At 41.5% G+C, this 11,809-nt stretch carries 13 protein-coding genes; 8 read left to right on the top strand and 5 right to left on the bottom strand.

Going from position 1 to position 11,809, the window contains the following annotated elements:
• Positions 1-5: 5 nt before the first annotated feature.
• Together nth and M1D81_RS10535 are read left to right on the top strand one after the other, a co-directional pair.
• The gene (nth, locus tag M1D81_RS10540) at positions 6-668 is read left to right on the top strand and encodes an endonuclease III (RefSeq protein ID WP_024422776.1); all 663 of its coding nucleotides are present in this window, start codon (positions 6-8) and stop codon (positions 666-668) included.
• A complete protein-coding gene (locus M1D81_RS10535) occupies positions 665-1,174 on the top strand; it encodes a YpoC family protein (RefSeq protein WP_456266943.1) in 510 nt (169 codons plus the stop codon). Before nth ends, M1D81_RS10535 begins: the two co-directional genes overlap by 4 nt.
• A gap of 36 nt (positions 1,175-1,210) precedes the next feature.
• On the opposite strand, the gene M1D81_RS10530 is transcribed toward M1D81_RS10535, so the two are convergent.
• Both M1D81_RS10530 and recU read right to left on the bottom strand, forming a co-directional pair.
• The gene (locus M1D81_RS10530; RefSeq protein ID WP_456266944.1) at positions 1,211-3,925 is read right to left on the bottom strand and encodes a PBP1A family penicillin-binding protein; all 2,715 of its coding nucleotides are present in this window, start codon (positions 3,923-3,925) and stop codon (positions 1,211-1,213) included.
• A gap of 19 nt (positions 3,926-3,944) precedes the next feature.
• On the bottom strand, positions 3,945-4,580 hold the full coding sequence (recU, locus tag M1D81_RS10525; protein WP_456267132.1) for a Holliday junction resolvase RecU: 636 nt from the start codon (positions 4,578-4,580) through the stop codon (positions 3,945-3,947).
• A 46-nt stretch (positions 4,581-4,626) separates the two neighbouring features.
• Here recU and M1D81_RS10520 point away from each other — a divergent pair, with 46 nt between their 5' ends.
• Entirely contained in the window at positions 4,627-5,583 is a 957-nt protein-coding gene (locus M1D81_RS10520; RefSeq protein ID WP_456266945.1) for a DUF2515 domain-containing protein, read from the top strand.
• Positions 5,584-5,608: 25 nt separating this feature from the next.
• On the opposite strand, the gene sspM is transcribed toward M1D81_RS10520, so the two are convergent.
• A complete protein-coding gene (gene sspM / locus M1D81_RS10515; protein ID WP_456266946.1) occupies positions 5,609-5,713 on the bottom strand; it encodes an acid-soluble spore protein SspM in 105 nt (34 codons plus the stop codon).
• Positions 5,714-5,910: 197 nt separating this feature from the next.
• On the opposite strand from sspM, the gene M1D81_RS10510 reads away from it, so the two are divergent.
• The 3 genes from M1D81_RS10510 to M1D81_RS10500 all read left to right on the top strand — a co-directional run bounded on the left by M1D81_RS10510 (position 5,911) and on the right by M1D81_RS10500 (position 7,111).
• On the top strand, positions 5,911-6,144 hold the full coding sequence (locus tag M1D81_RS10510) for a DUF5446 family protein (protein ID WP_223251001.1): 234 nt from the start codon (positions 5,911-5,913) through the stop codon (positions 6,142-6,144).
• A 49-nt stretch (positions 6,145-6,193) separates the two neighbouring features.
• Entirely contained in the window at positions 6,194-6,574 is a 381-nt protein-coding gene (locus M1D81_RS10505) for a YppE family protein (protein ID WP_226340828.1), read from the top strand.
• A 108-nt stretch (positions 6,575-6,682) separates the two neighbouring features.
• A complete protein-coding gene (locus M1D81_RS10500) occupies positions 6,683-7,111 on the top strand; it encodes a YppG family protein (protein WP_456266947.1) in 429 nt (142 codons plus the stop codon).
• 19 nt (positions 7,112-7,130) lie between these two features.
• On the opposite strand, the gene M1D81_RS10495 is transcribed toward M1D81_RS10500, so the two are convergent.
• On the bottom strand, positions 7,131-7,550 hold the full coding sequence (locus M1D81_RS10495) for an Hsp20/alpha crystallin family protein (protein ID WP_456266948.1): 420 nt from the start codon (positions 7,548-7,550) through the stop codon (positions 7,131-7,133).
• A 169-nt stretch (positions 7,551-7,719) separates the two neighbouring features.
• On the opposite strand from M1D81_RS10495, the gene M1D81_RS10490 reads away from it, so the two are divergent.
• Positions 7,720-8,226: a PTS sugar transporter subunit IIA gene (locus M1D81_RS10490; protein ID WP_456266949.1), complete on the top strand. Its 507-nt coding sequence runs from the start codon at positions 7,720-7,722 to the stop codon at positions 8,224-8,226.
• A gap of 57 nt (positions 8,227-8,283) precedes the next feature.
• Here the strand turns inward: M1D81_RS10490 and M1D81_RS10485 are convergent, their stop codons facing one another.
• The gene (locus M1D81_RS10485) at positions 8,284-9,402 is read right to left on the bottom strand and encodes an NADH-dependent flavin oxidoreductase (RefSeq protein ID WP_456266950.1); all 1,119 of its coding nucleotides are present in this window, start codon (positions 9,400-9,402) and stop codon (positions 8,284-8,286) included.
• A 160-nt stretch (positions 9,403-9,562) separates the two neighbouring features.
• Here M1D81_RS10485 and M1D81_RS10480 point away from each other — a divergent pair, with 160 nt between their 5' ends.
• Positions 9,563-11,809 (top strand): DEAD/DEAH box helicase, encoded by a 2,247-nt coding sequence (locus tag M1D81_RS10480; RefSeq protein WP_456266951.1) that lies wholly within the window; start codon positions 9,563-9,565, stop codon positions 11,807-11,809.

Below are 11,809 nucleotides of genomic sequence, written 5' to 3'. Positions count from 1 at the left end.
AAGGCATGTTATCAAAAAAACAAATCAATGAGTGTTTAGATATTATAGGAGATATGTTTCCAGAGGCTGAGTGTGAGCTTGTTCATGCCAACCCATTTGAGCTTGTGATTGCTGTTGCGCTCTCTGCTCAATGTACGGACGTGCTTGTAAACAAGGTCACCAAAACGTTATTTCAAAAATATAAAACACCAGAAGACTATTTAAGTGTACCGCTTGAAGAACTGCAGCAAGATATTCGCTCGATTGGTCTTTATCGAAATAAGGCTAAAAACATTCAAAAGTTGAGCAAAATGCTGATTGAAGAATATGGCGGTGAAGTACCAAAGGATCGGGATGAGCTTGTTAAGCTTCCTGGGGTTGGCCGGAAAACAGCAAATGTCGTCGTTTCAGTTGCTTTTGGGGTACCGGCAATAGCAGTAGATACACATGTAGAACGAGTCAGCAAGCGTCTAGGCATCTGCCGCTGGAAAGATTCTGTGCTTGAAGTAGAGCAAACCTTGATGAAAAAGGTGCCAAAAGAAGATTGGTCTGTGACGCATCACCGTCTGATCTTTTTTGGGAGATATCATTGTAAGGCGCAGCGGCCGCAGTGCGAATCGTGTCCGCTTCTTGATATGTGCAGAGAAGGACAGAAGAGGCTGAAAAAAGGATTGGTGAAGCTGGCATGAGCGGGGCAGCTGTTTTCACCTCATATGTCGAAAAGCTAAAAGAAAAAAAGGTAGAGATTAAAGGTGATCGAGTAGATATACTGAGAGCCAATCCGCTCGCATATGATCTATCTTCAGAACCTTTAACAGACGAGCTTCCATGGCAGGAAACGGAAGATTTTGTTCCTGTGATGTTTGAGCTGTGGAACGAATTAAAAGAAAAAATGCTTCCTCGTTTCCAAACAAGAAAATCCCGCTGTGAAGAAGATGATATGCTGCAAGGAATCGTCAGTATGATTGCGGTGTTTTACTGGATCAAAGGGGAGAGTGTCCAAACGTTTGAATGGGAACATATCAAGCAAGAGACATTTCCTGTTGCTCCGATTAATTGGACGGAACGTTTAGAGTTCATTTTGCTAAAACCTACTCAATATCACTGCTTTATTCAATTGGACGAGCTATACACCGAATTAAAAAAGCAGTATGGAAAATATGAAGCACTTAAGAAAATCAGACAGCAGCGTTAAAAAAAGCACTTGCCATAGGAGGCAAGTGCTTTTTCATTATTCATCTTCTTTTCGAGTAGTTGAATTTGATTGTGAATTGGAACTTTGAGAGTTGGCTTTCGCATCATCTTTCTTTTTATCTTTATTATCAGTTTGCGAGTTGCTGTTCCCATTTGTACTGTCTGATCCATCATTTGAAGACCCATTATTTCCGTTTTCTGTATTTCCGCCTTGGTTCTGATCTTTATCCTTATCTTGATCTTTTTTGTCATCAGGCTTTTGCTCATCAGTACCAGGAGGCTGATTTTTGTTATCGTCTGTTTGGTCTGTCTGCTCGTCGTCAGGCTTCTGCGGTTCTTCTTCTTCTTTATTCTCATCATCCGCTTTTTCTTCCTCATCTGCGTCATCCTTAATGGTGAGGAAGGTAGAAGCCGCTTTACTTGTGACATCATCTACAGTGGCTGTCACTTGGAATTTATATGTGGAGCCAGGCTTCACATCAGAGATGACCGCTTCTTTAGCAGAGCTGTTTTGAATTTCTTTATAGCCGCCATTATCAACCGCTTGCTTGACATTAAATGTAGCATCAGCATCGTCAGAATAGCCCCAAGTCAGTGTGATGGATTTTTTCTCTTCATCATACACCGCTTTTAAATCAGAAGGCTTATCGGCTTCTTTTTTCTCGTATGTCTCAGACACTTTTGTTGGAACCGTTCCTTTAACAAAGTATTCTGTTGTCTTCTTGTCACTTGGTGTATTCGGTCCAGCTAATTTTGCTGGATCGGATCCTTTTTCAACCGTAGCTTCAACGACACTGTCTGGTTTTTCAAATGAGCCGCTTCCATCATCAATTTGAGAAATCAATCGCTGGAAGACGATTTTGGCAACACGCTGCTCGTAATCATTCAGCCATATTTTTCCGTCTGCATCTTTTGAATTACCGATTCCAGTCCATACGGCTGCTGTATATTGCGGCGTATAACCGACAAACCAAGAATCTTTCGCACCGCCAGAAGGAATATTGTGTTTATTAATATCATCTTCTGTAAAGTTTGTTGTACCTGTTTTACCAGCTACTTGAACGTTCGGTACTTGCGCAAGTGTACCAGTTCCAGATTGGACAGCCGTTTTCAGCATATCTGTAATCATAAATGCTGTGTAATCACTCATCGCAGCTTTGGATTCTGGCGTAAGGTCAAGCTTTGTCCCATCATTAAATTCAACAGATGTAACAGCGTGCGGTTCATTATAGTATCCGTTATTACCGAATGCACTAAATGCTCCAGCCATTTTTAATGAAGACACACCATCTTCAAACCCACCAATTGAATAAGATTCTGGAATATCAGAAGGTAAGTCCATGCCTAAATTATTAGCAAATTGAGCGGCATTCGCTGAACCAGCTTCTTGGAATGCTTTAAGTGCAGGGATGTTACGTGATTGTGCCAAAGCACTTCTCATCGACATTTTTCCTAAGTGTCTTCTGTCAAAGTTGTTAATCGGTGTACCATCTGAGTACGTATATGGCGCATCATCAATTTGCTGATATGTTGACCATTTTTTGTTTTCAATGACTGGGCCGTAATCTAAGATCGGTTTGATTGTGGACCCTGGCTGGCGTTTTGCATCCGTCGCATAGTTAAATCCGCCGGCTGGTACATCACGTCCACCCCCAATGGCGCGTATTTCACCATTTTTCGTATCAAGCAGGGTGACACCCGCCTGCATCCCTTTCGTAAATCCAACTGAATCTCCATTGATGATATCATTTAGATGATCCTGTGCATTTCGATCAAGTGATGTATAGATTTTTAATCCATCAGTTGATGCATCCACTTTGGCTTTTTTCTGTACTTCTTCCATCACTTCTTCAATGTAGGCAGAGTACTTACTAGAGTTTTGGCTCTTATATTTACTAGCTGAAACAACTGTCTTACTGACAGGGGTTGCTTTTGCAACGTCATATTCTTTTTCTGAAATGTAGCCTTGTTTTTTCATAAGGCTTAAAACGATATTACGGCGTTTTTCCGCTGCCTCGGGATGTTTCACTGGGTTATAGGCAGAAGGACTCTGCGGCATCCCTGCAAGTGTAGCAGCCTGTGCAACAGTTAGTTTATTTAAATCTGTGACTCCGAAAAATTGTTCAGCTGCTTTCCCAACACCATAAGCATAAGGAGAGAAGAAAATACGGTTTAAATACATTTCTAAAATTTCATCTTTAGAGTATTTTTGCTCAAGCTGAATCGAGAGCCATACTTCCTGTACTTTCCGTTTTAACGTCTTTTGATTGGTTAGGAGGGAGTTTTTCACAACCTGCTGTGTAATGGTACTTCCGCCTTCAGCACCAAAGCCGTCCTCAACGTTTGCGACAAGGGCACCCCCGATACGGATTGGATCAATCCCGTGGTGCTTATAAAAACGTGCATCTTCAGTCGCAATAAATGCGTCTTTTACCACATCGGGTATATCTTTTATCGAGACATACGTTCTTTTTTCTGCACCAACTTCTGCAAACACTTTCTTGTCTTTATCATAAAGCTTTGAAGAGTATGGTGTTTTAAGCTTACTATCATCAATAGAAGGAGCGCTTGATGCAAAAACGGCAAAAGTTGTGATTCCGGCAACTAAACAAAGTAGACCGATCACGAGTAAAGATAAAAATATTTTTTTAAATAGACCTGCTTTCTTTTTGCCTTTTTTGTTCTTTTGCTTCTTATTGTTTTCTTGACTTGCTTTACGTCGCTGTTCACGACTTGTAAATTGATCAGACATCACATCTCAACCTTTCGTGTTAAACCTTTTTCGAACGTAATTGCTGATTGCTTTCATCCGAAAAATGAAGTGTCTCCACTACTTTAATATAATCAATTCTTGGCGAATATCCAAGTGTCATTATCTGGCCAGCTTCCATTAATTCGTCTTTGCTAATGGATTTACGGCCGTTTTTTTTCTGCCGCTCCCAGAAGAAGAAGAGATCTGAAGCGGGCAAATAATAAACGGAGCCAAAAGCGGATATAATAACGAAACAAATGCCGCCTTGCTTTTCAACCTGTTTCATATGCTCAATTTGATGGTCGTGAAAATTTTTGAGCGGAAACGAGGTAGTGCTTTTGGTTTCCTTTGCTTCAAAATCGATATAGCGGCCTTTATACACCCCGTTATAGTCTGTTGTGGATGATTGTTTAAAATAAGCTTCTTTAATGACAGCAGCACTTCTTTTTGGGTAATCCACATTCACAATTTGAACTGGGGTAGGCTTTTTATGAATGACTGCGATCCCGTTGACCAAATAGTATTGGTTCGTTTCATTTAAATCAGCCTCAAGCGTCATCCCGCGGTTACTATAAGAGGATTCGCCGCTGATTCTTTTTTTTGTCCCAATTTGTTGAATGGGCTGATACGATTTTCCGTTTGGATACCGAATCATCAAGTTTCAGCCTCCTTTTAATGCATTTTGTATTGGAGAGATCACCATGTTGTCCCAAGAAGAGCACATCATCACTCAGCAAATTTTGCGTGAAACGAAAGCAAAAAATAAAGACAACCTGACGAGGACAAATGCTTACAAGCGCTTTTATGACCGGCATCCAGAGATGAAATGGTCGCTGCTTGCTTCCTTTGTCTCGAGAAATGCAGGATGGTCCATGACAGATTTAAAGGGAGAACTCTTCCATCCAGGTTTAACGGATCAGCAGGGGCACCTTTTTTTCACAGCATATGAAAGAGCGAATTGGCTGATCTTTTCGGATGCTTACCCTCAGCTTCTTTTGTATGAATGGTCTAAGCGGTGCAGTAAACCTTTGTTTCATCTGCTGCCTTATTTCTCTGTGTCTCGTTTTATGAGCGCTGAGTGGGAACGTTTCTGGCTAAAGCGTGACACAGAGCGTCTGCTTTATGCACTCATCATAAATGAACAATATACTATACAATCTCCTATTATACAAAATCCTCTTCTGAAAAAGAATGTTTTTCACTCGATTCAATATCTTTTCAGCGAGTGGGGACATTTCCAAACCGTTGTTTTTCCAACGGTGGACGGGCATTTGTACGGCTTAACCATACGGAAGTTTTCCAATGTAAAGGAACGCATTACATTAGGTAAAAAACTAGCGAAACTATTATTTCGAGCCGATTTGTTTTCGGATTTTTATCATTTTTTGCATACCGTTCCGCATACGGGATCTCGGTTTGATTTTGAACGGTTTTTAGGGATCGCTAGAAGGTCAACACCTTTTCTTCGGACGGTTTATCCGGTGATGACACATTCATTAGACGATCAAAGGGAAGATTGGTTTCAAATGAAATTGAGTCCATCTTTATTTGAGGCAGAGCCGCTGCCAAAACAGATTGAGCTGACCGACTGGTATTTTCATAAAAAAAGACAGCTTCGTTTTCTTTTCTCATTAGAGCACTATTTTTTGCATAAATAAAAAGCAGGGGGTGCCTGCTTTTTTTTTACGTAGATGGACGATTAGGACCGCCGAGCTTTTTATCAAGCTGATCTGTACTGCTTTCTTTCCCTTTTGGCTTTTGCTCTTTTGGTGCTGGCTGCTTTTTCATGAAATCTACCTCCTTTTGTCCTTAGAATTTACACAATCGGACGCAATCATACAAAGAAGGACAAGCATCTGTCGAAAAGGAAGAAATAGCGCTTATCTACACTTAGATTGGCGATTTGCTTCTAGTTTTGTCATGTGTGAAGGAGGGGGAGAAAGAAAAGAGAATGTAACGAGAGACAATAAAGGAGGAATCTGATGATGAGTGAATTTGTATCAAAAGAATCCATTATGCAGTTGTTAGAGGAAATCGAGCGGAAAATTGATGCGGTGGAGGAAGAGCTGTCTCTTGCTGTGAAGCAGACAAAACGTGCAGCGATAGAAGAGCAGGAACAAATAATTGACCGGCTTGAATCAGAAGTAAAGGACTGTGAAGTGAAGCTTCATGCAGCCGAGTATAAACTGGCAGCAAGACCGGCATATCACGCCGGATAGCTTTTCTATTTGAGCAATAGGTAAACGTTTGATAGGATGGTTCATAGAGGTGAACACTTTGGATAATCAAACATTACTTGAACATACACAAAACTTGAGAATATGGATCGAAGAAGCGTATAAGCAGTACCAAAAGGGAAAGGCTGAAGAGGAGTACCCATCGTATGATTTTTATACGGATATTCAGCCGGCTGTTGTTACATTTGATCAGAAAATGGAAGAGTGGCTCACCGCTGCCATCTCATTTATTGAGCAGGCCAAACCTAGATATTTACACCAAGAACAGCTTGAAGCTGTAAAAGAAAATGGTAAAGAGGTTGTCCTGCAATCTTATTTTGGCAAACAGCACGCACCCCGTGTGAAAAATTTAGTTGAGTCAGTGGTTTACACTCTGAACCTTTTAATAGAAGAAATCAAAAAGCGCAGCTAAAGACATCATGCTGCGTTTTTCTTATGACTTCTTTAGGCACATCTTCTGCTCTTGGTCATAATATATGAGTGACATCAATATGTGTTGAGAGCGAGAGGAGCGAGATAGATGTTCCCTTATTCAAACCAGCAGCCTTATGAATTCAATCAATTCAAGCAAAGGCCTTTTCCGTATCCAGAGATGCAGCAGCCGCCTCCGCAGCCTCCAGACTATTTTATGCCGCCATATCAAGGTGGAGGGGGAATGAATCAGGCACCATCTACTGTTTATCAGCCGCCTTATGGATACCAAGAAAACGTGCCGCTTATGCAGCCGCCGCCAGGCATGATGCCCATGCAGCCGCCTATGAACCCTTATCCATTGCCAAGACCGCAAAAACAGCAGCCATCTCAATTTAAAAGTGTGCTGTCACAATTCAAAAAGACAAATGGGCAATACGATTTTAACAAAATGTTTGATACAGCTGGCCAAATGATGAGTACAATGAATCAAGTAGGCTCATTGGCGAAAGGATTTACAAGCATTTTTAAAGCATAATTAAACCCAATAGATTGATCTATTGGGTTGATTGCTTTGGCGCGGACACATGAAGCGATTGATCTTTCCACACACTCTTCATTTTCGTCTCATCTATTTTTGCCGGCATTAAAATGGTTTTGGTAAAACTTGAATACGAGGAAGTCGTTTCCGTTTTGATTTTTTCCTGTACTGATAAGTGTAAATATTGGGCTTTTACTTCTAGCGCAATATCCCCTTCGACAAAATGGTCTGGAAATTGAATCTCAATATACACATTTTGTTCATCCTCTTTCACATCGGTCGTAATGGATGCAAGTGAATGCGATGTGGTCATGAGTGCCTCTGCACTATTTAAAATCTCGTGAAACGGGGAGGATGCAAAAAATTGTTCAATCGCTTCATATAGCATTTCTTCATTTGCCAGCATTTCATGTTTTTTTTCGCCTTCATGTTTCATTTGAATCACCTCTCATCTACAGCCTATGCAGAGGGGGCTCAGGCGGTTATCAATTGATGAGAGGAAAAAATTATGATTAAATAGTGTTGAATGAAGCAAGGTGTATGGGTGCAAAGTTTCATACACTGAATAGATCTAGGAAGCAAAGCTTGAAGGGAGCAAATTGACATTGCTGAAAAAATTATTCGGTTTCGGAAAAAACCAAGATGATGTAAAGGAAGAAGTCATTTATTCTCCAGTGGATGGAGAGTTAATGGATATGACTGACGTACCAGATCCCGTCTTTTCTCAAAAGATGATGGGAGACGGCGTAGCAGTAAAACCAAAAAGTGGGACGATTGTGTCACCAGTAGAGGGTGAAATCATTCAGCTCTTCCATACAAAACATGCAATTGGCATTCGAACACTCTCGGGGCTTGAGCTTCTGATTCATATCGGACTTGAAACAGTTGGGTTAAATGGTGAAGGATTTGAAGCGCACATGAAAGAAGGGGATAAGGTGAAAATCGGGGATCCTCTTATTACGTGTGATTTAGAACTGATTGAAGAGAAAGCGTCAAGTACAGTGACACCGATTGTGATTATGAATGGTGACATGGTCGAACGACTTGATAAAGAACCAAAAGGCTCTGTAGAAAAGCAGATGTCCAAGCTCTTTACAGTGAAAATGAAATAATCCATGAATAGAAAAAACTACCCGCGGATAGGGTAGTTTTTTATTGAGCTGAGGACATTAATCCTCCATCGGAACCCAGCCTTGACTCGCTTCCATGACAGACCACAATCCTTCTGGAATGAGATACTTGTCTTTTTGGCTCCGTTTAATGACCGTTTCAATCTCTTGTTCTCTGCCTTCTTTAATCTTCTTAGCCCAATCTGGGTCGACGATCAACTCTCGTGCGACAGCGATGAGAGGAATTCCTTGATTGTAAGCATGGAGTGCATCTTCAGCTGTAATGACGCTGCCTACTCCAATAAGCGGAAGAGCATCGCCGCAGCGTTCTTTTAGCAGTTCCATACGTGTTTTATTAGAATCTGCGCCTCGTCTTGCTTTAGAGCCAATCTCTATTAAAGAGATATGCAAATAATCGAGGCTTTTTGTTTTGAGAACATCCACTAATGTAAACGTTTCTGTCATTGTTAAACCAGGTGTTTCTGGTTCTTCAGGAGATAATCGGTATCCAAAGATAAACGGTTTAGCCGCATGTTCTTTGATGGCCTCTTTAACTGCATCTACAACAGCAATAGGGAAAGCTAGACGTTTTTCTTCATTTCCTCCCCATTGATCTGTACGCTGATTGCTATGCGGTGAGTAAAATTGCTGTAATAAATAACCGTTTGCTCCGTGGATTTCCACACCGTCAAACCCTGCTTGAACCGCTCGTCTTGCCGCTTCTTTAAAGGAGTCGATAATATGAGTAATTTCCTCTTCTTTTAAAGCGCGTGCAATTTGTTTTCCATCTTTGAACACATCACTTGGCGCAACCACATCACCGTTTGGAACTAAATGAGGAAGAGCCTGAGAGCCGCCGTGATGAATTTGAATAATGGCTTTAGTTCCTTTCGCCTGGATAGCTGAAGCCAGTTTTTTCAAGCCTGGAATATCTTCATCTCTTGCGATAGAAGGCTGTCCTTCAAATGCCTTCCCATCTGGAGTCACATTCGCACATGCTGTAATCACCATGCCCATTTCACTTGATCTAGCTGTAATGAAATCAATTTCGTCTTTGGAAATAGTGCCATCGTCATGAGAACCGAAGTGTGTCATTGGAGCAACCACTAACCGTCCATCAATAGAGGCGCCTCCTGGAAACGTAAATGGTTCAAATAAAGGCTTAAATTCGTTTTTCAATCTGATCATCTTCTTCCTTGATAAAATCATTTCACTTTAGAAGTGTAATAGATCCTGTTACAACTGTTCAAAGTATTTGCTCATAAGCCCCGCATCAAAAAATTGCCGCCTAGTCATGCAAACAAATATTCGGTACACTAGAATGAGAGGTGGACGCAATATGAAAAAGAAAACAATGAACGAACTGATAGAAGAATTAAAGAAAGACGAACAGGTAGAACATTGGCATGAAATTGAAGCAAAGCCTGCACAGACCTCACCCGTTCCTGAAAGAGTGGACGACAGGCTAAAAAAGGCGCTTGAAAAACGAGGCGTGAAAGAACTGTATATTCATCAAAAAGAAGCCTTTGAACGAGTAATGAATGGTGAGCATGTAGTAACGGTTACACCAACAGCTTCAGGTAAAACGCTTTGCTACAATCTGCCTGTTCTTCAGTCGATTGCAGAAGACCAGACAAACCGCTCTCTTTATTTATTCCCAACAAAAGCGCTCGCGCAGGATCAAAAGAGTGAACTTAACGAGATCATCCACGAGATGGATGTTCCGATTCATAGTGAAACATATGACGGGGATACCTCCCCGGCCATTCGGCAGCGAGTCAGACAAGCAGGCCATATTGTCATCACAAACCCAGATATGCTGCATTCAGCGATTTTGCCTCATCATACGAAATGGGTCAGCTTGTTTGAGAATTTGAAGTATATTGTCATTGATGAGCTTCATACATATCGAGGTGTGTTTGGCAGTCATGTGGCTAATGTGATTCGCAGGTTAAAACGAATTTGTGCATTTTACGGAAGTGATCCGGTGTTTATTTGTACTTCCGCAACGATTGCGAATCCAAAAGAGCTGGCGCAGCAGCTCACAGGGAGCAAAGTACATCTTATTGAACGAAACGGAGCGCCTAGCGGTAAAAAGAATTTTGTGTTTTATAATCCGCCGGTGGTGAATAAACCATTAAATATTAGACAAAGCGCTGCCACTGTCGTCAACCAATTAGCTAAAACATTTTTAAAAGAAAAAATTCAAACGATCGTTTTTGCTAGAAGCAGAGTACGAGTAGAAGTGATTTTAAGTCATATTCAAGAGCTTGTGAAAAAAGAAATCGGTCCAAAATCGATTCGCGGGTATCGCGGAGGCTATTTGCCAAAAGAGCGGCGCGTGATTGAAAAGGGGTTAAGAGAAGGAGACATTCTAGGTGTCGTCAGCACGAACGCACTAGAATTAGGGGTAGATATAGGTCAGCTCAAGGTATGCATTATGACAGGGTATCCTGGCAGTGTAGCGAGTACATGGCAGCAGGCAGGACGTGCTGGAAGGCGTCATGAGGAGGCGCTCATTATTATGGTGGCAAGCTCCTCACCCCTTGATCAATATATTGTCAGACATCCTGAATATTTCTTTAATAGACCGCCTGAAGCAGCCAGAATCAATCCTGAAAATCTCATTATTTTAGTGGATCATCTAAAATGTGCCTCCTACGAGCTGCCATTTCGGACGGATGAACAGTTTGGCGGCATGGAAGTAGAAGACATTTTGCAATACTTACATGAGGAAGGGGTTCTTCATTTTAGCGGGAACCGGTATTATTGGTCAGATCAATCGTTCCCAGCGCATGGCATCAGCCTGCGGTCTGCAAGCCAGGAAAATGTGGTGATTGTGGATCAATCCGACGTAGCGAATGTTCGGATTATTGGAGAGATGGATCGATTCAGTGCAATGACATTGCTTCATGATGAGGCGATTTATTTACATGAAGGGGTTCAGTATCAAGTAGAAAAGCTAGATTACGAGCATTTAAAGGCTTATGTGAAACAAGTAGATGTAGAATACTATACAGATGCGAATTTAGCTGTTCAGCTCAAGGTACTTGAAATCGATCAGACAACAGAGAAAGAAGCAGTATCTGTTCACTACGGTGATGTGACTGTCAACGCAATGCCTACAATTTTCAAAAAAATCCGGCTCAGTACTGGTGAAAATATCGGCTCTGGTCCAATTCACCTACCTGAAGAAGAAATTCATACGAGTGCGGCTTGGTTTGAATTACATGGTGCTGAGCGGAGATTTGAAGAGAAAACACTTGAACAGCTGCTGCTTGGGATCGCAAATGTTCTTCAGCACATTGTACCTGCTTTTGTGATGTGTGACCGCTCAGATATTCATGTTGTTTCACAAATTAAAGCGGCACATACCGGTAAACCGACAGTCTTTTTATATGACCACTACCCTGGGGGAATCGGCTTAAGCAAAGAAGTCCAAGCTCGTTTCGATGAAATAGCAGGTGCAGCCATTCAGCTGATAGAGCGGTGCCGCTGTGAGAACGGCTGTCCATCATGCATTGGCATGGAAATGAAAGAGGTGAGCGGAAAAAGCAGCATTGTTGAATTGATGTCTGTATTTTAA

Source organism: Bacillus sp. JZ105 (assembly GCF_053903125.1).
This window is presented reverse-complemented; position numbering and strand designations above follow the sequence as displayed.

Bases quoted from the DNA above. Each gene is read 5' to 3' on its own strand.
- nth (WP_024422776.1), top strand. From the start codon at position 6: ATGTTATCAAAAAAACAAATCAATGAGTGTTTAGATATTATAGGAGAT.
- M1D81_RS10535 (WP_456266943.1), top strand. From the start codon at position 665: ATGAGCGGGGCAGCTGTTTTCACCTCATATGTCGAAAAGCTAAAAGAA.
- M1D81_RS10530 (WP_456266944.1), bottom strand. From the start codon at position 3,925: ATGTCTGATCAATTTACAAGTCGTGAACAGCGACGTAAAGCAAGTCAA.
- recU (WP_456267132.1), bottom strand. From the start codon at position 4,580: ATGATTCGGTATCCAAACGGAAAATCGTATCAGCCCATTCAACAAATT.
- M1D81_RS10520 (WP_456266945.1), top strand. From the start codon at position 4,627: ATGTTGTCCCAAGAAGAGCACATCATCACTCAGCAAATTTTGCGTGAA.
- sspM (WP_456266946.1), bottom strand. From the start codon at position 5,713: ATGAAAAAGCAGCCAGCACCAAAAGAGCAAAAGCCAAAAGGGAAAGAA.
- M1D81_RS10510 (WP_223251001.1), top strand. From the start codon at position 5,911: ATGAGTGAATTTGTATCAAAAGAATCCATTATGCAGTTGTTAGAGGAA.
- M1D81_RS10500 (WP_456266947.1), top strand. From the start codon at position 6,683: ATGTTCCCTTATTCAAACCAGCAGCCTTATGAATTCAATCAATTCAAG.
- M1D81_RS10495 (WP_456266948.1), bottom strand. From the start codon at position 7,550: ATGAAACATGAAGGCGAAAAAAAACATGAAATGCTGGCAAATGAAGAA.
- M1D81_RS10480 (WP_456266951.1), top strand. From the start codon at position 9,563: ATGAAAAAGAAAACAATGAACGAACTGATAGAAGAATTAAAGAAAGAC.